Here is a 23,687-nt window from a genome sequence, read left to right as displayed (position 1 = left end):
GGTTCTTTAGGGTTCTAGTATGCCGATAAATCGGTGTAATCTGAATGGACGATTTTGTCTGAATACATGGCTTTTTTTGCAGGGAGGTGGCCGGATGTTAAATCTGAGCGAGTTAATGCCGGACGTGCTTTACGCTTTTTCGTACCGGAACGTGGAACCTGGGACTTACGTTTATCATGACCACACTTTTTTGGAACTGTCGATTATGTTAGAAGGTTATTCTGATTACAACGTGGAAGGGCGGTGGCGGCGAGTTGATACCGGGCAAGCCTTGCTATTTAATCCGGGGGTCCACCATCAGGAAACGCAGCCACCAGCCTCCCAAAGTTTGCAACTACACGTTGGTTTTCGGCACGTGGCGTTGCCGGGGCAGACGCCAGACCACTTACCGTTTGCTGACAGTTTGGTCAACTTAGGCTCACTACGACCAGAGTTCATGGCCTGCGCACAGCGGGTCGTCACCGAAAGTCAGCGGCCCGCCGAGTTAGGACACGCCGTTTTATTACAAGCCTTAGTGGTGGAATTGCTCTGCTTATTATTGCGGGCATTACCGGAAAATCCGGTTAGTAGCGACTACTTAGCGTTACAAAGTGAGACGCCGGACAAAGAACACGTGGCGTTAGTTAGTGCCGCCACCTATTATTTAGAGGCGCACTACGGTGAAGACTTGACCTTGAGCGATTTGGCGACCAGTCTACACGTGAGTCCGGCCTACTTATCACGGACGTTTAAAGGGGTTCAGGGCGAAAGCCCCATTAACTATTTGACGAAGCTGCGGATGCGTCGGGCGAAGGACTTGTTGCTCAAAGACCAATTAGCGGTGGGCGAAGTGGCCCGGGCGGTCGGGTATCAAGACCCGTATTATTTCAGCAAGTTATTTAAACGTTATTTTGGGATAGCACCCAGCTTGATCGATAAAGGGGATACTTAAATTATGAAATGAAAGCACTTTTAGTCTGAAAAGCTGATTGGTAGCGGACCTGGTATAAGCGGGGGAACAACTTTAACGGCAATCAAGCGTCCGACCCTCGTCCAAAATTGGTGGGTATGATATATTTCAGTCGGATAAATATATCAGGTTAGACCTTAATTAGTCGAAATGAGGAGGAAGTAATCATGATAGAGTGGCGTGGATTGACCGACGAACAAGTACAAGCCGTCCAAGCAATCGGATGGGGTGATGACTTAACGGCGCATGCTTTAAAGGTGAGGTGCCAAACGGGTGAGGCAGGAATTGCCATCACGCGAACCGGCCAGCAGGTGACCTTAACTTACGGTAGTCAGGTGGATTTGATGCGGGGTGCCGCGTTGCTTGCTGGCAAAATTAAGCAGGCTGGTGATTTTACCATTGAGCAGCGGCCCCAGTTTAAAGTCATGGCAGCGATGCTGGACGTCGCTCGTAACGGTGTCCCCACGGTGGACATGGTAAAAACGATGATTCGCCGACTTGCTAGCATGGGTTATAACGAACTCTGGTTGTATTTAGAGGATTTATTTGAAATTCCTGAAGAACCCTATTTCGGTCGTCAACGGGGGCGCTATAGTCAAGCCGACCTACACGATATTGCGTTGTACGGGGACCGATTTGGCGTCACCGTGGTGCCCGCCGTTCAGACGTTGGCGCACATGCACAACGCGCTTAAATGGGATGCCCACCACGCGGTCAGGGATACGGATGACACGCTGCTGGTCGGGGCACCCGCAACAAAGGCATTTTTAGCCAACCTCTTACGGGCTGCGAGTGCCCCGTTCACGACGAATAAGATTCACGTTGGGATGGATGAAGCCTATCAACTTGGGCGAGGGAAGTACTTGGATGATAACGGGTTTACCGATCAGCAAACGCTGATTTTAGATCAACTGAAGCTGGTCGTTGAACTGACTCAGGAGCTTGGACTCAAGGCGTACATGTGGAGTGATCTCTGGTTCACCTTTGCGTCACCAAAACATGAAATGTATGACCCGAACGTGCACTTTGACGCTGACTTCAAGGCCAGCTTACCGCCAGTGGGTCAAGTGTACTGGGACTATTATCATGAAGATGAAGCCACCTACAGGGATCGGTTTGCCCAGCATTTTGAACTGAGCGACGACGTGGTCTTTGCGGGCGGCATCTGGACTTGGAGTGCCCTCGCACCCAATCAAAGTAAGATGTTGGCAACGGTTCGCGCCGGTTTAAATGCGGCCAAGGCCAGTGGGGTCACGCAGGTGGTGGCAACGATGTGGTTTGATGACGGTGCCGAAGTGCCCATCAGCTCAGCTTGGTACGGCCTGCAAGCTTTCGCGGCGTACCAATATCATACGGATGTGCAACCGCAAACCATCGATACGGAATATGACTTAACGCAGGGGGAATCACCAGCGTTTTATAAGCTTCTGGATCAATTTGATAACTTTACTCAGGCGGTCAACGTGGATGCCGACAACGTCAGTAAAATTGTTCTTTACGAAGACTTATTACTACAACGGTACCGGGAAAACTTGCAAGGGATTGGGCTTGAAGCGCAGTATGAGCACCTGATTAAGGCCCTCAGTCAGTGCCAAGTTCGAGCGGATAATCGGTTAACGGTGACGTTTTACCGGCAACTCGCCCAAACGGTATTACTCAAACAGCGGGCGTTACAAGCTGTTGCTAAGTTAGGTACGGCGACGGCTAATGACCAGCAAGCCACGGCAGCATTGGCTGCCATTGAGACGTGTCAATCGGCGCTACGTCAATTACTCGGCCTATTCCGGCAAGTTTGGCATCAGCAGCGCCGGGGCAACGGTTTTGAAATCATCGATGTCCGTCTGGGCGGTCAGATTGCCCGTTGTGAAACGGTTTGCTGGCGAATTAAAACCTGGCAAGCCGGACAAGACGACTTAGCGGAATTATACGAACCATTGTTACCAATGGACAAACGCAGTAACGGCTTAGTCGGTCACGGCCTCTACAAAGAAATCGTGAGTGCCTGTGATATTTCGTTTTAAATTAAGGTGAAAGGTCTAAATTCAGCAACACTATATCAACAGTAACTAAAGTTTGAAAGCATTAAAATAAGCACAATCAAAGGTTAATGGCAAAAATAGGATGCTTCATCGCTCCACCGGACAGAATCAGTGGGCTGTGGGGTCGGCTACAGCCAAGGTGCGGGCTTCCGCCTCGCTTGAAAGCCTAAAGCCCAAGTCTTCCAAGACGACCCGCCATGTTACCTGGCATACAACGCCAGGTGACATGACCGACACTGCCCACTGATTCTGCCGGCTGCGCTAGGATTGGTTAAAAACAAGCTAAATCGATTTTCATAGAAAGATCATCTTAGCTGGAGGTCGATCATGATGAATCTGCCGCGAAAGTGGCGTTGACCGGTGGACTTCCGGTTTACGCCACCGACGTCTTGCGAGACGTGGGGTTGCGGCTTGCAAGCGAGGACTAAGACCGTTTCTCAGGCTTAGTCCGGTCGTCACGGCAGATGAAATCATGGGCGGCCGGAAGCGACAAGTATTCCGGTTCTGTAACTGCATGTCATCAGCACCAATCGGAATAGCTAGTTTAGACAGGGCTTGAAGCAGTCATAAGAATTAAAATTGGCAATTTAGAATCCAACAACGGTCATCGGTGAACCCAACTGATGGCCGTTGTTGCTTTTTGTACAAAAAATATATCTAATTTTGTTCAAATCTTAAATTTGTTAACATTTCCCTTAAATTAGTTGATTGTTGGTCATAAAGAAAGCGGTTACTATAGCAAGTGTAATAAATGAAAGGAGGGAGAAACGATGACGCAAGACCCAGCCGTTACAGAAGCAGTGCCATTGACGCCGATTAAGAAAAAGAAGTTCTTTCAGCGCTTTTGGGAAAACCGGGTGTACTTATTAATGGTCGCACCTGGTTCACTGTTTTTAATCGTTTTCTTCTACATTCCAGTGTTGGCTAACGTTGTAGCCTTCCAAGATTTTCAATATTCAGAGCAAGGATTTATCTACAGTGTGCTCCATAGTCCTTGGGTCGGGTTCCAGAACTTTACCTTCTTCTTCAAGTCCGCGGATTTCTGGCTAGTAATTCGTAACACGATCGGGTATAACATGACTTTCCTGTTACTGAACTTCTTCTTCGCCATCTTCTTCGGGGTTGTCATGAGTCAGATGCGGCATCAACGTTTGCTGAAAGTTTATCAAACGTCGATGTTGTTCCCATATTTCCTATCGTGGGCAATTCTGGCTTACTTCGTTTACGCGTTCTTAAGCACTGATAAAGGGATCTTCAACCACATTATCCAAGCGATGGGTGGAACGCCAATCGACTTCTATAACACGCCGTGGGTTTGGCCGTTTATCATCATCTTCCTCGGAGTCTGGAAAGGGATCGGGTACAACAGTATTCTGTACTTCGCTACCGCCATGGGGATTGACCCGTCGTACTATGACGCGGCCATGATGGATGGTGCGAACAAGTGGCAACAGATCAAGAACGTCACGTTACCACATATCTTACCCGTTGCAACGCTGATGTTGATTTTGAATATTGGTGGGATCTTCCGGAGTGACTTTGGACTATTCTACTTAATTCCACGCTCATCGGGTGCCTTAATCAACGTCACACAGACATTCGATACGTTCATTTACCGGGCGTTAACGACGACTAACGATATTGGGATGTCCACCGCCGCCGGGTTATTACAATCGGTTGTTGGGGCCTTACTCATTTTCACTAGTAACTGGATTATTCGTCGGAAGCGGCCAGAATCAGCACTCTTTTAGGAGGTGACGCCATTGCGTAAAAAAAAGCACATTTCAGCAGTTGAAATTCGCAAGTTCGGACCTGGCGCCAACCTGTTTTTCAACATCTTTATCGGGATTTTCGCCTTGTCCTGTATTCTGCCGTTCTTCTTCATAATCATTTTGTCCTTGACGAAGGAAGCGGATATTACCACTTATGGGTATCAATTCTGGCCTAAGCATTGGACGTTCGCGAGTTACCAATACTTGTCAAAAATGGGCCACCAAGTCCTCGTTTCACTAGGTGTGACGGTCTTCGTCACGATCGTGGGGACGATTATGAACAGCTTGTTTAGTTCAACTTATGCTTATGCGATTTCGCGTCGTGACTTCGCCTACGCAAAATTCTTTACCATCTTCGCTTTAATCTCGATGCTCTTTGTTCCTGGGATGGTGCCAACTTACTTGATTGTGACCCAAATGCTGGGCTTACAAGATAATATTTGGGCGTTGATCTTGCCGATGAGTTTTGGGGTCTACAACGTGTTAATTATGCGGACCTTCTTCAAAACGTCGATTCCAGAAGCAATCATTGAGTCTGCCCGGATGGATGGTGCCAGTGAGTTCCGGATTTTCTGGACAATTGTGGTACCGCTTGCCATTCCTGGGATTGCAACCATCAGTTTGTTTACGTCGCTAGGTTACTGGAACGATTGGATGAACGCCTTGCTGTACATCAACAAGGACAGCGTTACGCCACTGCAGTACTTGTTAGTTAAGATTCAAAATAACATTCAGTACATGACGCAAAATATGGCTAACAACGGCGCGGTTGCTGGTGCGACCAGCGTACCATCCGAAGGGATGCGTTTCGCAATCGTGGTTGTTGCAACGTTACCAATTGCGTTGACCTACCCATTCTTCCAAAAGTACTTCGTCAAAGGGATGACGATTGGTGGGGTCAAAGGTTAGTTCAAACACTTTAGGTTGGGTATAAATTTATTGCTGGTGAGTTGGCTGGTTGGTGACGCTAATGATGATGATTAGTGCCATTCAAAAATTTAAATTCTGAAATTATGTTGATCATTTTAGAAGAACTGGTTAGCTGACGCTCATGGGCTCATTCCAAGGAGGATGAAACGTATGAACAAGTTTGTAAAAGGGGCAGCGGTTATTAGTGTTGCTGCGCTAGGTACCATCGCACTTGCAGGTTGTGGAAAGTCGGATAGTGCTTCATCAGGCAAAATGACAACGGTTAACATGTATATGCCTGGGGACAAGCCAAAGAATTACGACGCAATGCTCAAAAAGGCCAACAAAGAAATTCATAAAACGTATAAAGATATCAACGTTAAGATGAACTTTATCGGCTGGGGTGATTACGAACAAAAGTATAACGTTATGGTAACGTCTGGTAACAGCTATGACTTAGCGTTCTCACAAAGCTATACCAACAACGCCCTCAAGGGTGCCTACGCTGATATGACGGATGAGCTGAAAAATGGGGTGGCTAAAAAAGCCTACAAAGAAGTTAACCCGTCATACTGGAAAGGCTTAAAAGTTAACGGTAAAATCTATGGTTTCCCAGTAAACGCCAACGTTTACGCGCAAAATATGTTAACTTTCAACCAATCATTCTTAGACAAAAACAACATTAACATCAAGGGTGTTAATTCATACGCCAGCATGGAACCCGCTTTAGCTAAGTTCCACAAGCAAAACCCTGGGGTCGCTGCCTTTGCCATTGGTCAAGGATTCAAAGCGTCACCAGCACATATGGACTTCCCATTGGGTAACGGCTTACCATTTGCCATCGATTCTAGTGGTAAGGACAAGAAGATCGTGAATGTCTACGATACCGCTGAAATGAAGGGTATTTTAAAGACGTTGCATAGCTACTATGAAAAAGGTTACATTCCAAAGGACGCCGCAACTTCAAGTACGCAATACAACTTGCAAGACAACACGTGGTTCGTTCGTCAAGAAACCCAAGGTCCTTACGATTACGGCGATACGACTTTGGAAAACAGCGCCGGTGGCAAAAAGATGCAATCTAAAGCCATCACTGACCCATACAAATCTTCTGCACAAACCCAAGTTGCCGTTTGGAACATCTCCAAGACTTCTAAGCATAAGACTGAAGCAATGAAAGTGTTGAACTTAATGAACACGAACAAGAAGTTGCTTAACAACATTACTTGGGGACTTGAAGGCGACCAATGGAACTTCACGAACGAAGACAAGGGCAAGATCAAATTAACTAAGAAGTACAAACCAGGTTACTTCATTGGTGCGTGGATGATGGGGAACAACAAGAACTTGTACACCCTTGATACCACAACGAATGCCATGATCAAGAAACGTGATGATTCGATTGCTGATTCCAAGACTTCTGCAGCGTTAGGGTTCAACCCAGATACGCGGGCACTGAAGACTGAAATCACGAACCTTTCCAACGTTATGAGTAAGTACCTCGATATTCTTAACACCGGTACCGCTGATCCAGAACCAACCATCAAGAAGATGGACAAGGAACTGAAGACGGCTGGTTATGACAAGGTTCAAAAAGAATTACAGAAACAGTATGACGCCTTCTTGGCTAAAAAATAGTCAACCATGAGTCACACAAAGAGGTCGGGCAATTGCGCTACGACTTCTTTGTCTACATAGCACTTTTAATAACCCCAGAAAGGACGATCGAGATGAGCGAGCATTGGTGGCAACGTGCAGTTGTGTATCAAATCTATCCCCGGAGCTTTCAAGATAGTAACGGTGATGGTATCGGCGACCTCCCCGGCATTATTAGTCGGTTAGACTACCTGAAACAATTAGGGGTGGGCGCGCTCTGGCTGAGTCCGGTTTATCAAAGCCCCAATGCGGACAATGGGTATGATATTTCTGACTATCAAGCCATAAATCCAGAATACGGGACGATGGCCGACATGGAACGCTTGATTCAAGAAGCGCGGCAACGTGACATCCGCATCGTGATGGATCTAGTCGTGAACCATACGAGTGATGAACACGCTTGGTTCGTCAATGCACGGACGGGAATGGACAGCTCAACGCGGGATTATTACGTGTGGTCGGACCCGGTCGATGGACACGAACCCAATGACCTCACCTCGGGTTTTATCGGCGGTTCCGCGTGGGAGCACGATTCAACGAGTGACCAGTACTTTCTGCATTTGTTTTCAGCCAAACAGGTTGATTTAAACTGGCAGAGCCCTAAGCTGCGCCAAGCTATCTATGACATGATGAACTTTTGGATCGCTAAGGGCATCGGTGGTTTTCGGATGGATGTGATCGACATGATTGGTAAAGAGCCGTTTGAAAAGCAACTGGTTAACGGTCCCCATCTGCATGACTATTTACATGAAATGAACCGCGCAACTTGGGCTGACCGGGACTTTTTAACGGTCGGCGAAGCCTGGAGTGCCGGACCTAAGGAAGCCTTGCAATACAGTTGTCCTGCCCGCCAAGAGCTCAGCATGATTTTTCAATTTGGCCATTTGTGGGCGGATCGAAAGGTGGGCGGTGAGAAGTGGGAAACCCATCCCATATCCGTGCCACAACTGAAGGCGGCCCTATATGCTTGCCAGCGTGAATTAGCGACAGATGGTTGGAACAGTTTGTTTTGGAATAACCACGACCTTCCCCGGGCCGTTTCACGTTTTGGGACGCCAACCGGACCCAACCGCGAATTGAGTGCCAAGATGTTAGCTATTACCCTGCACGGCCTGAAGGGCACCCCTTACATCTATCAGGGTGAGGAGATGGGCATGACCGATTGTCCGGTCACGATGATTGAACAAGTTGACGATGTCGAAGCGCGGACCATTTATCGTCAGCTGCGTGTTCAGGGTGATTCGGCGACGACGGCGATGGAAAAGGTCAACCGGTTTAGCCGCGATAATGCCCGCACACCAATGCAGTGGGATGCTAGTCTGAACGCTGGTTTCAGTACTGGTCAGCCGTGGTTAGCGGTCAATCCCAATTATCAAACCATCAACGTGCAAGCGACCTTAACTGAACCTGACAGTGTTTTTGAGACGTATCAGCAGTTGATCCAACTTAGAAAAACGCAGCCGGTGTTACAGACCGGGGCCTTTCAAGCTCTGGCTGTCCCCGACGACGTGATTGCTTACACCCGGACGTTAGGCGAAGTGACGTGGTTAGTTTGCAGTAACTTTGGGGCTGAGCCGGTAGACGTAACGTTACCTCAGCGAGTAGCCAAACGGTTAGTAGGAAATTATGATGACTATCCCGATCAGTTAGGTGACGTCCAATTGCGACCCTATGAGGCGTTCATGGTGGCCTTACAGTGATAGTGGGAACGGTGATTGTTAAACTAAAAAGCCAGTTTCTACAAAATGAGAATATAGCAGAATCAACGAGGAGGAATTAGCATGGGGCGTGCAGCTGATCGAATTTTTACCCGCATATTTGTTTTCTTAATCATGACCGTATATTTCTGGATTTTGACGGTCGCTGGTCTGATCGTGTTAGGAATTGGGCCCGCTTTTCGGACGATGAGTGAGATGTATATGGATAACGAGTGGGATTATAAAAAATATTCTTTTAAAACGGCTTGGAGCCGGTTTAAGACTGATTTCTGGCAAGCAAACTGGCATACTTGGATCTTTTTGGGCACCGGTATCGTGCTTGCTTATAACTTATATTTGAGCACGACGGTCAATCAGGCGTGGATGCTATTTGTACAATTTATCATCGTTGCGGCGTTGATTTTCGATTTCAGCTTGGCGATGTTTACGACCATGATTCGTTCGCGCTACGACGTGACCTTTAAAGACGCGGTCAAATTAGCCGTTGTGCAATTCTTCAGTAGTTTCATGCAACTGTTAGTGTTCATTGTCGTGACGATCACGATGATTGTTATTTCTCTGAAGTGGCCGGGATTAATTATCTTCTTGAGCCCCGGAATTTATATGTTTGCGACCGACGTATTGTCACATCAATGGTATGCCAAAATTGACAAAATGCTCGAGGCGGTTTAAATGCAAGTTCATGATCACATTTTGCGGTCAAGCTTTGCCCGCTTAATTAAGGTCTATACAGCCATCATTTCGGTGATGGTTGTTTTGGCGACTAGCGTTTTTGTGACAGTGAGCGTGCGGACCTATGATTCGGAGATCCGGCAAGCGGAAACGACGGCAACCGCGCAAGTTAGCCAAGCGGTAATGCAAAATCAGCAAGTGATTTCACAATTTGCGACCCAACTCACGAATGCGACTGGTAATTTGCCTAGTATCGAGAAGTACTTTGATTCATCAATAACCGCATACAGTGATTACGCCATTAATAAAAGTATTCACGGGGGACCGTACTTCTTCTGGCCGACTGAATCCCGCCAGTTCTTTGTCCAACACGATCAGGCTAGCCAGTTGACGTTGCGTCTGTTAAATCAGAAAAAGGTCTTCGTGGCGACGGCAGCCAATCCCGGGGGTGGCCTGTACGCGGCGAAGGACGTTAAGCAGAAGTTTGCAATCAGTGCGCCGTTAGTCAATCAATACACCCTAGAGACCGATGGCGTTATCAGCTTAAGCTTTGATCAAAGTGATTTAAACCGGCAGTTACGGCAGATTCCGGGGACGCGGGCGCTTCAAGTTGCGGTCGAATCGGATTCGAATGACGCGGTTTTCTACTTTGCTGGTAAGGACGTCAAGGCGACCTCTAAAAAGGCGTTTAAACGGGCGTTGGATGCCAATAATACTAATAACTTAACCGGTTACCATGTGAGCACCAAGGTCTTGCCATCCGGGTACCGTCTGACAACGGTCATCAACCGAGCGACCTTGCGCACTTTACTGATTGACCACGTCTTGCCGCTGGTCTTGCTCGGGTTAATCCTGTTACTCGGGCTCAGCATCGGGCTGTGGCTAACTTTCCGACGTTATCAGCACCAGTTAGATTCCATTGTGGATACGGTCAGTACCGTTTCCGCTGGTAATTTGGATGCGCGGGTGCCCGTTGATTTGAAACCCACGGATTTACGGACGTTGGCGGATGGTATCAACGCGATGTTGGAAGAGATTCATCAACATATTAATACCATTTATCAATTACAGATTGCCCAGCAAGAGGCCAACCGGAAGGCGCTGCAAGCCCAAATTAATCCGCATTTTATGTCCAATACCTTGGAATATATTCGGATGGCGGCGCTAGATGCGGATCAGCCGGAATTAGCCAACGTGGTTTATAGTTTTGCCGCGTTGCTACGAAATAACACTGATTTGTCACCCCGTACGACGATCAAGGATGAGTTGAAGTTTATTGAAAAGTACGTCTTTTTATACCAAGTTCGGTTTCCTGACCGGCTCGCCTACCAGTTCCAAGTTGATCCGGCGATAGCGACCGTGGAAGTGCCTAAGTTCAGTTTGCAACCATTGGTCGAAAACTATTTTGTTCACGGTGTGGATTTTGCGCGTCAGGATAACGCGCTGAGCGTCAAAGCATGGCGGGAAGGGCCACTGGTCAAAGTCAAAATTGTGAATAATGGGCGGGCCTTGACCGCGGCGGAAGTCACAGCTATCAATCACAAGATGCGGGAACCGCTGAACGCCGAACAACAGCAATCAATTGGATTACAAAACGTCTATTCCCGGATGCTTGATACGTTTGGCGATTCGCTTACGATGGCGATTGCTAGCGATGGCCAGCAGGGTGTCACGATGACCATGGCATTTGCGATTAAGGAAGATTAGCTGATTAATGTGTGTTGCATTTGAGTGTAATCAAATAAATTAAATGGGTAAGGTGATTATCATGCGTCAAAAACTAGGTAGTATTGAAGCGGGCGGTACTAAATTTATTTTAGCCGCAGCGGATGAAGCGTATCGGGTTAGTGCCAAAAAACGGATTCCAACTGAAGATCCGACGACGACTTTGGCCGGTTGCATTGCCTTTTTTAAGGAAAATCCGGTTGATGCGATTGGTCTCGGTTCGTTTGGTCCCATTGGTATCAAACCCGGAGCGGCCGATTATGGCCACATCCTAGCTACCCCGAAGCCTGGATGGGCGGGCACCGACATGGTTGGTACGTTAAAAGCAGCGTTACACGTGCCGGTTTACTTTACGACTGACGTCAATGCGTCGGTTTATGGCGAATACATTGCGGGCAGTGCCAAAGACGTTGACTCGGCCGTGTACTTCACGATTGGAACGGGCATTGGCGGGGGTGTCATCCAAGATGGTCACTTCATCGGGGGCTACTCCCACCTTGAAATGGGCCACGCACCGGTCATGTTGCATCCAGATGATCATTACAAGGGATTTTGCCCGTTTCACGGTAATCGCTGTTTTGAAGGGGTCGCGGCTGGTCCAACAATTGAAGGGCGGACGGGGATTCCTGGAGAAAAGTTAAACCGGGATCATCCGGTGTTTGATTTTATCAACTACTACGCTGCCCAGATGGCTTTCAGCGCCTTTGTGAATTACGCCCCCGAAAAGATTATTTTTGGTGGCTCCGTTGTTGACGATGACAACATCATTAAAGTCCGAGAGATTTTTGACCAACTCAACCACAACTACGTGCAAATTCCTGATGACCTAATCGTACACAGCCACTTTGCCGATAATGCGTCGGCAACGGTGGGCGACTTTGCTTTGGCTGCGTTGTTATTGAAGTAAATTAAAATCACAAATAATCATTTTTTGGTATGTTTGCCAGTTGTTAGCCGACTTTTTGTACAATGTGCCTATGGTTAATAATAACGCTTTCATTTAGAATAAGAACTGTTAAAAGTTGGTATAAAACTGTTCTTGATACCAACTAATCTGGTATAAAAACAAGTGTATTTTGAGAAAGGCTGGTATAGATTATGGTTGAAATCGATCTAGATCATATTTACAAACGCTATCCCAATGCGACTAAAAACTCAGTTAATGATTTTGATTTGCACATCAAAGACAAGGAATTTATCGTTTTCGTTGGACCATCAGGCTGTGGTAAATCGACCACGCTCCGGATGGTTGCTGGTCTGGAAGATATTACCCAGGGAACTTTGAAAATTGGGGATAAAGTCATGAACGATATTCCCCCGCGTGACCGTGATATTGCGATGGTCTTCCAAAATTACGCGCTGTATCCACATATGACGGTGGCCGGTAACATGGCTTTCGGGTTGAAGCTGCGCAAGTATACAAAAGAAGAGATTGATAAACGGGTGGAAAACGCCGCCGAAATTTTAGGGTTAACCGATTTCTTAGACCGTAAACCAGCTGATTTGTCCGGTGGGCAACGGCAACGGGTTGCGTTAGGCCGGGCAATCGTTCGGGATGCGCCCATTTTCTTAATGGATGAACCGCTGTCCAACTTGGACGCGAAGTTGCGGGTCTCCATGCGGGCGGAAATTGCAAAGTTACACCGTCGCTTGGACACGACTACGATTTATGTGACCCATGACCAAACGGAAGCGATGACGATGGCTGACCGCGTGGTTGTTATGTCTACGGGTGAAGTCCAACAAATCGGTAGCCCGTCTGAAATCTACGATCGGCCACGGAACATGTTCGTGGCCGGGTTCATTGGCTCACCAGCCATGAACTTCTTCAACGTCAGCTTTAAAGATAACGTGATCGATAATCACCAGGGCGTTAAATTACACGTTCCTGAAGGGATGGCCAGCACGCTAAATAGGCGTGGCTATGATGGCAAGGATATCGTTTTCGGGATTCGTCCGGAAGACATTCATACTGAAAGTGTGTTCATCGACACTTGGCCAAAGCAAACGGTTAAAGCAACGATCAACGTGTCCGAATTGTTAGGAGCAACGAGTCAGCTATACAGTCAAGTGGGCGACACTGAATTCGTGGCGAACGTTGATGCGCGTGATTTCCACCAACCAGGTACCGTCATTGAAATGGGCTTTGATATCAATAAGGCGCACTTCTTCGACAAGGAGACCCAAAGTTCAATCATGCTGGATGAAGAAGAAGAACAGCAACCGACTGAAGCTTAAACGACCAATTTTAAAATAAATTTAGTTGCCGCTGATTCGTGGCCTGTACTATGACTTGATGACCGCGAATAATAGCGAATCATTATTCTACCTCCAAGGGAATAAGTGGTAAATATAGAGGCGCCCACAGATTATCTGTGAGCGCCTTTACTGGTGTAATTTAGTCAAATAGTTGATATATGTTAGTATACTACCTTAACTGTGACTTTTGAGGACGCGCAGTGAGCCCGCTGCTCCTAGTACTTTCTAGTTTTTGATAGTGAGCACATTTCTAGAAATGCAGGGCGGCAGGTGGCACCAAACGTAAGCGGTACCATTTTTAGAGTTGGTTTTGTAGAGGGGGCTTTAAAATGTATAGTGTCATGTTAGTTGATGATGAATACATGATCTTAAAGGGTATGGCCAAGATCGTTGATTGGGAAAAAAACGGGTTTAAAATTGTTCAAACGGTTCGTAACGGCAAGCAGGCGTTAGCAGCTTTTAAACAGCAACCGGTCGACTTAATTATTACCGACGTCCGGATGCCTGAGATGACGGGATTAGCCCTAATGAAGCAGTTGCAATTATTACCGCAAGCACCGTTAGTCATCGTACTATCAGGCTATCAGGAGTTTGATTACGTGAAACAGGCCCTTCATTTTGGTGCCGTTGATTATTTGGTGAAGCCGGTTGATGCGCAGGAGCTTGAAAAAGTTTTAATTAAGGCACACGAGCAATTAGAGTCGCAAACGAAGGAAGCCGCAACGCGACACTACTATTTGGAAATGCAGACGGAGCGGTTAGTGGCGCAGGAACTTGATGAAGCAGCTACGGAACAATTGTTAAATAGTGCGGGTGTCGCAAATAATCCACATAAGTTAACGATGATCTGTTGTAATAACGTCACGAATTATGATGCGTTAAGTCAGGCTTGTCAGCAACAAGGGCAGAATTTATATTACGTGAGTCAGAATCAATTTATGATTTGCTTTGTTGGCTCGCACCTGGCCTTAACGAAGTTCATTCAACAGTTAGAGGCCCAGCAACTCATTACTGGGGCGTCGTTTGTGACGGTGGGGGAACGGGTCAGTCAGCTATCGGGCCTCGCCGATAGTTTGGAGCAGGCCCAAACGTTAGCGGAACTTTATCAGTTTTACGAAGGCCGGTCGCCGTTTCTGTCAGGAGCGGCCCGCACGGAATGGTTACGGCAGGCGGAGATTCCTAAGGTGTCCCTGGATAAATTTAAGCGAGCGCTAAGTAGTAATAATCAAGCGTTAATGGTGACGTTGACGCAAGCATTGTTCGTAAAATTAAGTAACGAACACGTTGCACCGTCCTATGCGCGGCAGGTTGCCTTTTTAGTCTTGAACATTTTGAGTAACCACCAGACGTTTAGCAATCAGGACTACGAAGCGCAGTTAACGCTGATTGATAATGCCCCGACGATTGCGGCGTTGGAACAGACGGTGGTCGCACTGGTGCAACGCTATGAACCCAAGCCGCAACTGACTTATTCAAAGAACGTCCGGCAGGTTATTGCCATTGTTAAAGCCGATTACGCACAGGATTTGTCATTAACGCAAGTGGCGAACCGGTTACATCTAAATCCCGTTTATTTAGGCCAGTTGTTTAAAAAAGAAATCCAGACAAGTTTTTCCAAGTATTTGAATCAGTATCGGATTGACCAGGCCAAACAAATGTTGCTCAGTACGGATGAAAGTATTAGCAATATTGCGTTAGAAATCGGCTACACGAATAGTGGCTATTTTTATAAGAATTTCCGGCTGATTTGTGACGTTTCGCCAAAAGAGTACCGCCAGCAAGCAGCGGGGCAACCCACTTAATGTTCAGTTAAAATTAATCCGGTTGTCACTGATAGCATGCGGCCGTGGGACCGGATTGAGCCTGAAAAGCGGTCTCAATCCTCGCCCGGGACAATTGCAAAAGACACAATTGTCCCGGACCGTCCGTGGTTTAAACCCGGAAAATCACCGGGCTAAGACCACCAGCACGACCGATGCTATCAGTGACAACCTCCGATGAGTCAATAGAATTAGCTAATTCTGTTAGTAAGCTTGTATTTAACAAAGACAGGGGCTATCGGCTTTGAAGTGAGGTTCCAGACCGCAGTGTGGCTGGGACCGCCCCCCATGGCACACTGGTTCTGCCCGACGAAGCGGCATCGTTAAATAATCAAAAAATGGTCCTCTATATGGAATTTTCCATATGGAGGACCATTTTTAGTGTGATGGCTAAAGGTTGAAAGTCACAAAAACCTGATACTAACAAGATACCAACGTTAACACTAACAAAGTTGGTAAACTTGTCGCTTGCGAGCCACCACCCCACGTATCGCAAGACGTCGGTGGTGTAAACCGGGAAGTCCACCGGTCAACGCCACTTTCGCGGCAGATTCATCATGGGTGACCTCCAGCTAAGGTAATCTTTCTATGAAAATTGATCTAGCTTGTTTTTAACCAATCCTAGCGCAGCCGGCAGAACCAGGTTACAGTGCGGGGCGACTTGAAAGACTCGTTCTTTGAGGCTTACAAGCGAGGCGGAAGCCCGCACTTTGGCTGTAGCCGACCCCACAGCCCACTGGTTCTGTCCGGTGGAGCGATGAAGTATCGTATCTGTTTGTCATTAACCTCTAAGTGATAAGTGATTAGTTGTTAGGAACCAAGCCTAAGCGGGTGGCAATCCTGGTGCTGGCCATCAGTTGGGCGTGACTAATCGTTGAAGTGGTCAGTGGTTGATTGTCGATCAGTGTACTTTGCACGAAGTTGTTATGGTCATGGTTGTTGGCCGTCGTTAAGGTCAGGTCGTGGTCGGCTAGGTGCAGTGTGATTTGGTCGAATGCCGGAATACCAAGCGCGTATTCAGCGTCGGCCGGACACACTGGGTAGAAGCCGAGGCAGGCAAAGATGAACCAGCCGGACATTGAGCCGTTGTCTTCATCGCCTGGAAAACCGGTCGTTGAAGCGTTAAAGAGTTTCCGTAACTGTTTGACGAGGACCTGTGTCTTTTCAGGATGCCCCGTGTAATTGAAAAGGTAGGGCAGGTGGAAACTCGGTTGATTTGAGATGGCCAGTTGCCCGTAATCGATGGCGGCCAACTCTGCCATTTCGTGAATCACCATTTCATATCCACCGATGTGGTAAGTCGGTTTAGTGTTACAGAGCGTTGTTAATTGGGCGTCTAGCTTTGCTTTGCCGCCCATTGCGGTCATCAGACCCTGAATGTCGTGGAACGCACTGAAACTATTTTGCCAAGCGCTACCCTCGGTGTAGTCGGTGCCCCAACGGTCCGGTATGAAGTTCGGTTTGAACTGGCCATCGGTATTTTTAGGTCGTAAGAAACCAGTCTGTGGATCAAGCAAGTTGAGGTAACGCTTAGATAGTTGCCAATACTTGGTCGCGACAGCTGTCTGATTGAGGGTATCGGCGACTTGGCCGATACAGTAATCACTGTACGAGTAGTCTTGTGTCCAGTTGACACTCTCGGGGTATTTGTCAGCGGGAACGTAGCCCAAGCGGTCGTAATCCGCACTACCTTGACGCCCGTAGCGCTGACCGCGCGCCGCTTTAGAGTCACTGTCCTGCATAGCGGCTAAGAGTGCGGGCATCAGGTCGGGTGCCAACCCTTTTTTGGCGCTTTCCGCAATGACGGAATCGACCAGGTTGCCAGGCATCATACCGCGTTCGTCCGGTGCGAGCCAGCGGGGGAGGAAGCCCGTTTCTTGGTAACTCGTTAAAAAGCCACGTAAAAATTGTGGGATTAGTTCGGGCGCCAGGATTGAAAAGAGTGAGTAGATCGTCTTGGACGTGTCCCAGAAGCCGTTATTAGTATACAAGACGCCGGGTTTGATCTGCTTAGCCATCGTGTCGTAATGTTGCGGCTGCCCGTTTGCGTCCAACTCGTAAAAGCGTTGTGGAAATAAGAATAGCCGGTACAGGCAGGTGTAGAAAGTTTGGACCGTTGCGGGGTGGTGATCTTTGACACTGACACGGGCTAAGTAAGTGTTCCACAGGTTAGCGCTTTCATCTTGGAGCTGCTGAACGGTGTTTTTTTGAACGACCGCCAAGTTTTGGGTCGCTTGGGTCGCGTTCAGATAAGACGTCGCCAAACGACAGTCCAATTGTGTCTGGGTCGTGGCTAGTAACAAGGTTAACCATTTGCCCCGACCAGCCGTAGCCGCGTGCCATTGTTGGTTAGCGTCGTAGTAACCGGAGTGAGCTGAATCAAGTCCCGGAACCGTCAGTTCCACAAAAAGGGTGAGATTGGGATCTTCGCCGTCATGATAGTCGGAAACTGTGAGTCGGACGCCAGTATCTGTTAATTCAAATTGACCGTCATCTGGCAATTGAATGGCAATCCCACGGTGAGCCAATTCTGGCGTTTGGAAGTCATACGTGATGGCTGCGCCGTAAGCGGTGGGCACCAAGTCAGTTTGCACGTTGAAGTGGTCGTCAAATAGGGCCAAGTGGTGGGCGTTGAACGTAGCTTCGTTGGGGCGATAATTGCCGACTAAATCGGGATGCTCGGTTGGATCTTGCCACTGCACGGCCGTTAAAAGCAGGTGGCAGTAGTCGCCAATCCAAGGACTAGGCTGATGGGTAAGCCGGATTCCTTCATAGCGTGGGGCATCTGGTTGAAAGAACCAGGCGCCGTCTTCGCCATTCGTCTGTACACTAAAGTAGTTCATGCCAAATGGGACCCCGACGTAGGGGAGACAGTTGCCATGTGAGCGGTGGGACGTGTTCGCCGTTCCTTGGCGAATATCGAGTTCATCAATCTTCAAGAGTTAATCCTCCTTGGGAATTTTGGGTAACGCTTTGGTTGAAGCACGTTTAATTAATTTAACGGGTAGGCGAACGATACTAGGCTGGTTAGGCTGATTGAGCAATAGTTCGACTGCTTTTTTGCCCATCCCCTTGAAATCTTGGGCGATGGTCGTTAAAGCGGGATAGGTTAAGCTGGCGGCTTGAATATTATCGAAGCCGACGATCGACAGGCGCTGCCAGATGGTTGGGTCAACGGCTCGCAAACGGTTCATCAACTTAATGGCAATCAGGTCATTTTCGACGACGATGGCGGTGATGTGATGTTGATCTAAATAGGTCAGCCAATCATCGGGGGTCAGTTGATTTAAGGTCGTCAGCTCATGAATGGAGACAACGGGCTTGAGTCCGGCTTGGTGAAGCGCTTGTAAATAACCAAAGTAGCGTTCATAAACGGAGCTTGGTAAAACGGCTTGTTCCATTTGAGCGTAAAACAAGATTTGGTGATGTTGTTGCTGGATCAAGTGGTTGGTCGCGAGTTGGCCACCGTTAAAGTTATCCGCAGCGACGACGGGAAGTTCAAGTTCAGGCAGCGACTTGTCTAGCAAGACGACCGGAACCTTTTCAAGCTTCAATAGGTAGAGTTGTTCAGCTTCTTGGTACAGATCCTGTGGCAAATAAATGAGTCCGGCGTACTTATGCTTCATTTCAGTAGCCGTTAGCTGGGCAAATCCTTTGGGGTCCATGGTGACGGCCTGGTAGTGCTTTGCATTGGCGGCCGCGCTGATGCCGGAAGCGTAGTCCCCGAGACCGGCGTTAGTCGGAAACGGTAAGACGACTAATAGTTGCTTGCTGGTCAAGTTGGCTTTATGCGGTTGAACGAAGCTGCCACTGCCTTGCCGGCGATAGATCAAATCACGGCTTTCTAATTCAGTTAGGGCCCGTTTGGAGGTAATCCGGCTAACGTCGTAGGTTTTGGCTAGTTGAAATTCGGTGGGGAGCTGTTCGTCTGGGTGTAGCTCACCCGTTAAGATTTGATGCTCTAAATCGTGATAAATCGTTAAATAACGGGGTTCTTTACGTGCCATTGACGGCATGCCTCCTTTAGTGATTGATTTTAATGACAATATATCATTTTTGAGGATAAAAGGGAAGAAAAAGTCGTGATTTGATATATACAACTGAAAATAGCATGTTATAATCAAGATAAATGATATACCAAATACGAGGTGAAACGATGACAACGAACTATGTCGACAAGGATGTTCAAGCTTTTGTTACTAAAATTGATCAGTTAAGCCAACCAATCAACCCACAACTTGGGGCGGTTTTTCAAAAGACTTTTTTAAACACATTAACCACGACGATCTCAGACGATGCTCAGGGGTATGCGTTCATTTTGACCGGCGATATTCCGGCAATGTGGCAACGAGATTCGACTGCACAAGTCCGGCCGTACTTGGTGCTAGCACACGAGCAACCGCGAATTGCGCAGTTGATCACCCGGGTCGTCCAGCGCCAATTCTTCAATATGGCGATTGATCCCTATGCTAACGCTTTTAATGAAACCGCTAACAGTCGCGGCCACCAATCCGACCAAACCGAGATGGGTCCTTGGATCTGGGAGCGTAAGTTTGAAATTGATTCTCTGTGCTACCCAGTCCAACTTGCCTACCTACTGTATAAAAATACGGGCGCGACTGCACAATTTGACGCTAACTTTGTAACCGGTGTTAAGAAGCTATTGACGACGTTCGAAGTCGAACAACATCACGCCACCTCACCGTACCGGTTTATCCGGACACAGGACCACCCGGAAGATTCCTTGCCGGAGGATGGTCACGGGCGTCCGGTTGGGGACACGGGGATGATTTGGTCGGGGTTTCGGCCGAGTGACGACGCTTGTGAATACGGCTATTTAGTCCCGGCTAATATGTTTGCGGTGGTCATCCTTGGTTATTTACAAACGATCTTCAGTAGCGTGCTCGATGATGCAAATATTGTGGCACGAGCGCAACGCTTGCAGGCCACCGTTAAAGCAGGGATTGAAACTTACGGTTACACGCTGAACGCGAACGGCGAAAAAGTTTACGCCTATGAAGTTGACGGTCTCGGGCACGCCACGTTGATGGACGACGGCAACGTGCCTAGCTTACTCAGTGCGCCGTACCTCGGTTACTGCGACTTGTTAGACGTGAATTACCAGCGGACGCGGCAGACCTTGCTGAGTCCCGAGAATCCGTATTATTATAGCGGGCCACTGGGTGCTGGTCAGGGAAGCCCCCACACGCCGAAAAATTATATTTGGCCGATTGCCATTGCGATGGAGGGGCTCACGACCAGTCGCCGAGAACAACAATTAGCCGCCTTGCAAACGTTGATCAAAACAACGGGTGGCACCAACTTGATGCACGAATCGTTTGACGTTAATGATGACCAGCACTTTACCCGGGCCTGGTTTTCATGGGCAAACATGATGTATTGCGAACTATTATTGACGACACTGGGTTTCAAAATAGAAAGGTAGTTAAACCACTATGACCAAGAAAAAAGTTTTCATTATTTCACACAGCCATTGGGATCGTGAATGGTACATGCCATACGAGCAACACCACATGCGACTGGTTACCCTGATCGATAACTTGCTGGATATTTTCAAAAAGGACCCGACCTTTGATAGTTTTCACCTAGATGGTCAGACGATTGCCCTTGATGACTACTTGGAAGTACGGCCAGAGCGGAAAGCCGAATTAACTGCGGCTATTCAAGCGGGAAAGCTCCGCATCGGCCCCTTCTATATTTTGCAGGATGACTTCTTGATTAGCCCGGAATCGAACGTTCGCAACATGATCATCGGGCGCGATGACGTGAAAAAATATGGGGATGGCGTGCCCCTGGGATATTTCCCGGATACGTTTGGCAACATGGGACAGACGCCACAGATGATGGCGTTAGCCAACTTAAAGACCGCCGCTTTTGGGCGCGGGGTGACACCAACTGGCTTCAATAACCAAACTGGCGAAGCTGATTTTGAATCACAATACTCGGAAATGTGGTGGCAGGGTCCTGATGGTAGCAAGATTTTAGGGCTACTCTTTGCCAACTGGTACAGCAATGGCAATGAAATTCCAGTTGATCCCGCCCAAGCAAAAGTTTTCTGGGATCAAAAGTTAGCCGACGCCGAGAAGTTTGCGTCTACCGGAGACCTTCTGATGATGAACGGGGTCGACCACCAGCCAGTCCAAACAAACGTGACGAAGGCTATCAAGGTGGCTAACCAGCTTTATCCGGACTATGAATTTATTCACACGAACTTTACGGACTATTTAGAAACGTTGCGGGCGGACCTTCCCGCAGACTTGAGCACGATCGATGGGGAATTGACCAGCCAAGAAACGGATGGCTGGTACACTTTAGCGAATACGGCATCTAGCCGGGTTTATTTAAAACAAACTAATACCGCCACGGAACGTTTGATTGAAAATCAGGCGGAACCGTTGGCAACGATGGCTTACCCGGCTGCGGATTATCCGCACGACCGGTTGCGCTACGCTTGGAAATTATTGCTGCAAAACCATCCGCACGACAGTATTTGTGGTTGTTCAGTTGATGAAGTCCACCGTGAAATGATGACCCGGTTTGCGAAATCCGCCGAAGTTAGTCGTTTTGTCGCTCAGGATGCCCTGAATTTATTGGCTAGTCGGGTCAATACGACTAGTTTTGATACGGCGGCTAAGCCGTTTGTCGTGGTAAATACGACCGGTTATTCGAAGTCGGGCTTAGTGACGGCGACGGTTGAATGGGACCGGCGTAACTTTAGCGAAGCGGGCACGATTCAGGAACAACGTGCAAAACTTGTCGCTGAACTGGCCGACTTGCCAGCACTAAACGTGGTTGATGCGCAGGGGCAATCCGTGCCATTCCGCCTTATTAAACAGGAAGTTGCGTTCCACTATGACTTACCAAAGGACCGTTTCCGGGTGCCGTACCAAGCGATTGAATTAACGATTGAACTCAATATGACGGGCTTACCAGCCTTTGCCTGGCAGGCGTTGGCCCTCCAACCAGCAACGGTGGCGGCTAGTCCCGTCGCGGCAGATGCGACGCCGGCTAATAGCGACCACGAATTAAGCAACGAATGGGTACAAGCCACGTTAGCTGCTGACGGGAGTTTGACGGTCATGAATCGTGAAACCGGTAAGACGTACCATCAAATGATGGTCTTTGAAGATACTGGGGACATGGGGAATGAATACATTTACCGACAAACGGCAGATAACCAAGCCATTCTTTCAACGGACTTTCCGGTTTCGACACGGTTAATTCACGACGACGCATTGGGAACGACCATCGAAGTCGTTAACCACATGCAAATTCCAGTTTCGGCGGACGACCATTTGATTGAGGAAGAAAAGGCCGTGATTGATATTACGCAACGGACGGCTAAGCGTGCGACTGAATTACGACCGTTAGACATTACGACGACGATTACGTTGGGTCGGCATAGCAAGCAGTTGACCTTTGCGACCCACTTGAATAATCAAATGAAGGATCACCGGGTGCGCGTGTTATTCCAGACTGATTTAGACACGACGACGAACGAAGCCGACTCGATTTATGAAACGGTCACGCGGCCTAACCAACCAGCTAAGACGTGGGAAAACCCAACGAATCCGCAACATCAACAGGCCTTTGTGAACCTAAACGAAGCGGGCAACGGGGTGACGGTTGGTAACTTTGGCTTGAACGAATATGAAATCTTACCAGCAACGAACACGGTCGCGCTCACCATGATTCGTTCCGTGGGTGAAATGGGTGACTGGGGCTACTTTGCAACGCCCGAAGCCCAAACTCAGGGTGAGTTCACCTTTGAATACAGCTTGGAACTGCACGATGGGAGTGACGTCCAACGATTAGAAAGCTACCACAATGCCCATAACTTCCAAGTGCCATTTAGCGTGCAAACGACGGGCCACCATGATGGTGATCTTGACGCTGCGGCGAGTTATCTGCAGATTCAAAGTCCAGCGTTTGCGGTGACGAGTTTGAAACGCGCGAACCAGTCCAATGGCATCACGTTACGCGGGTATAACTTAGGCACGGATACGGCACCGTTAGCCGTTAACTTTAAGAATGAGCCAGCCCAAGTGGTCAACTTCTTCGAAGAACCATTGCCAGACAAGGCAGCGACTATTTTAGCCCCCGCCGAAATCAAGACGTTGTTATTTAAGGATGCTGAGGTGAAATAA

Annotated in this window: 15 protein-coding genes; 13 read left to right on the top strand and 2 right to left on the bottom strand. The window is 48.2% G+C overall.

Features of this window, described 5'->3' with window-relative positions:
* Positions 1 to 94: 94 nt before the first annotated feature.
* From IV64_RS04710 to IV64_RS04660, 11 genes are all read left to right on the top strand, one after another.
* Positions 95 to 931 carry an AraC family transcriptional regulator gene (locus tag IV64_RS04710; protein ID WP_057705991.1) on the top strand — a complete coding sequence of 279 codons (837 nt, stop codon included), beginning with the start codon at positions 95 to 97 and terminating at the stop codon, positions 929 to 931.
* A 185-nt stretch (positions 932 to 1,116) separates the two neighbouring features.
* Complete coding sequence (locus IV64_RS04705) at positions 1,117 to 2,970, top strand: beta-N-acetylhexosaminidase (protein WP_057705990.1); 1,854 nt, start codon at positions 1,117 to 1,119, stop codon at positions 2,968 to 2,970.
* Between the two features lie 788 nt (positions 2,971 to 3,758).
* Positions 3,759 to 4,739: an ABC transporter permease gene (locus IV64_RS04700; RefSeq protein WP_083491574.1), complete on the top strand. Its 981-nt coding sequence runs from the start codon at positions 3,759 to 3,761 to the stop codon at positions 4,737 to 4,739.
* Positions 4,740 to 4,751: 12 nt separating this feature from the next.
* Positions 4,752 to 5,669 carry a carbohydrate ABC transporter permease gene (locus IV64_RS04695; RefSeq protein WP_057705989.1) on the top strand — a complete coding sequence of 306 codons (918 nt, stop codon included), beginning with the start codon at positions 4,752 to 4,754 and terminating at the stop codon, positions 5,667 to 5,669.
* Positions 5,670 to 5,840: 171 nt separating this feature from the next.
* The gene (locus tag IV64_RS04690) at positions 5,841 to 7,307 is read left to right on the top strand and encodes an ABC transporter substrate-binding protein (RefSeq protein ID WP_083491573.1); all 1,467 of its coding nucleotides are present in this window, start codon (positions 5,841 to 5,843) and stop codon (positions 7,305 to 7,307) included.
* Positions 7,308 to 7,399: 92 nt separating this feature from the next.
* Positions 7,400 to 9,025 carry a glycoside hydrolase family 13 protein gene (locus tag IV64_RS04685; RefSeq protein ID WP_057705987.1) on the top strand — a complete coding sequence of 542 codons (1,626 nt, stop codon included), beginning with the start codon at positions 7,400 to 7,402 and terminating at the stop codon, positions 9,023 to 9,025.
* 81 nt (positions 9,026 to 9,106) lie between these two features.
* Positions 9,107 to 9,715, top strand: coding sequence for a YesL family protein (locus IV64_RS04680; RefSeq protein ID WP_057705986.1), 609 nt, complete (start codon positions 9,107 to 9,109; stop codon positions 9,713 to 9,715).
* A complete protein-coding gene (locus IV64_RS04675; protein ID WP_057705985.1) occupies positions 9,716 to 11,422 on the top strand; it encodes a sensor histidine kinase in 1,707 nt (568 codons plus the stop codon).
* Positions 11,423 to 11,483: 61 nt separating this feature from the next.
* On the top strand, positions 11,484 to 12,347 hold the full coding sequence (locus IV64_RS04670; RefSeq protein WP_057705984.1) for an ROK family protein: 864 nt from the start codon (positions 11,484 to 11,486) through the stop codon (positions 12,345 to 12,347).
* Between the two features lie 191 nt (positions 12,348 to 12,538).
* Positions 12,539 to 13,678 carry an ABC transporter ATP-binding protein gene (locus tag IV64_RS04665; protein ID WP_057705983.1) on the top strand — a complete coding sequence of 380 codons (1,140 nt, stop codon included), beginning with the start codon at positions 12,539 to 12,541 and terminating at the stop codon, positions 13,676 to 13,678.
* A 350-nt stretch (positions 13,679 to 14,028) separates the two neighbouring features.
* Positions 14,029 to 15,501 (top strand): response regulator transcription factor, encoded by a 1,473-nt coding sequence (locus IV64_RS04660; RefSeq protein ID WP_057705982.1) that lies wholly within the window; start codon positions 14,029 to 14,031, stop codon positions 15,499 to 15,501.
* 821 nt (positions 15,502 to 16,322) lie between these two features.
* On the opposite strand, the gene IV64_RS04655 is transcribed toward IV64_RS04660, so the two are convergent.
* Both IV64_RS04655 and IV64_RS04650 read right to left on the bottom strand, forming a co-directional pair.
* A complete protein-coding gene (locus IV64_RS04655) occupies positions 16,323 to 18,458 on the bottom strand; it encodes a GH92 family glycosyl hydrolase (RefSeq protein ID WP_057705981.1) in 2,136 nt (711 codons plus the stop codon).
* A 3-nt stretch (positions 18,459 to 18,461) separates the two neighbouring features.
* Positions 18,462 to 19,526, bottom strand: a complete 1,065-nt coding sequence (locus IV64_RS04650; protein ID WP_057705980.1) for a GntR family transcriptional regulator — start codon at positions 19,524 to 19,526, stop codon at positions 18,462 to 18,464.
* A gap of 149 nt (positions 19,527 to 19,675) precedes the next feature.
* On the opposite strand from IV64_RS04650, the gene IV64_RS04645 reads away from it, so the two are divergent.
* A complete protein-coding gene (locus IV64_RS04645; protein WP_057705979.1) occupies positions 19,676 to 20,965 on the top strand; it encodes a glycoside hydrolase family 125 protein in 1,290 nt (429 codons plus the stop codon).
* A gap of 10 nt (positions 20,966 to 20,975) precedes the next feature.
* Positions 20,976 to 23,687 (top strand): alpha-mannosidase, encoded by a 2,712-nt coding sequence (locus IV64_RS04640; RefSeq protein ID WP_057705978.1) that lies wholly within the window; start codon positions 20,976 to 20,978, stop codon positions 23,685 to 23,687.

It is taken from the genome of Lactiplantibacillus xiangfangensis (assembly GCF_001438845.1).
Taxonomy (GTDB): domain Bacteria; phylum Bacillota; class Bacilli; order Lactobacillales; family Lactobacillaceae; genus Lactiplantibacillus; species Lactiplantibacillus xiangfangensis.
Note: the sequence above shows the minus strand (reverse complement) of the source record. Positions and strands in the feature narration are given on the sequence as shown.

Excerpts from the sequence above, each read along its gene's own strand:
- IV64_RS04710 (WP_057705991.1), top strand. The coding sequence starts at position 95 with ATGTTAAATCTGAGCGAGTTAATGCCGGACGTGCTTTACGCTTTTTCG.
- IV64_RS04705 (WP_057705990.1), top strand. The coding sequence starts at position 1,117 with ATGATAGAGTGGCGTGGATTGACCGACGAACAAGTACAAGCCGTCCAA.
- IV64_RS04700 (WP_083491574.1), top strand. The coding sequence starts at position 3,759 with ATGACGCAAGACCCAGCCGTTACAGAAGCAGTGCCATTGACGCCGATT.
- IV64_RS04690 (WP_083491573.1), top strand. The coding sequence starts at position 5,841 with ATGAACAAGTTTGTAAAAGGGGCAGCGGTTATTAGTGTTGCTGCGCTA.
- IV64_RS04685 (WP_057705987.1), top strand. The coding sequence starts at position 7,400 with ATGAGCGAGCATTGGTGGCAACGTGCAGTTGTGTATCAAATCTATCCC.
- IV64_RS04680 (WP_057705986.1), top strand. The coding sequence starts at position 9,107 with ATGGGGCGTGCAGCTGATCGAATTTTTACCCGCATATTTGTTTTCTTA.
- IV64_RS04675 (WP_057705985.1), top strand. The coding sequence starts at position 9,716 with ATGCAAGTTCATGATCACATTTTGCGGTCAAGCTTTGCCCGCTTAATT.
- IV64_RS04670 (WP_057705984.1), top strand. The coding sequence starts at position 11,484 with ATGCGTCAAAAACTAGGTAGTATTGAAGCGGGCGGTACTAAATTTATT.
- IV64_RS04665 (WP_057705983.1), top strand. The coding sequence starts at position 12,539 with ATGGTTGAAATCGATCTAGATCATATTTACAAACGCTATCCCAATGCG.
- IV64_RS04660 (WP_057705982.1), top strand. The coding sequence starts at position 14,029 with ATGTATAGTGTCATGTTAGTTGATGATGAATACATGATCTTAAAGGGT.
- IV64_RS04650 (WP_057705980.1), bottom strand. The coding sequence starts at position 19,526 with ATGGCACGTAAAGAACCCCGTTATTTAACGATTTATCACGATTTAGAG.
- IV64_RS04645 (WP_057705979.1), top strand. The coding sequence starts at position 19,676 with ATGACAACGAACTATGTCGACAAGGATGTTCAAGCTTTTGTTACTAAA.
- IV64_RS04640 (WP_057705978.1), top strand. The coding sequence starts at position 20,976 with ATGACCAAGAAAAAAGTTTTCATTATTTCACACAGCCATTGGGATCGT.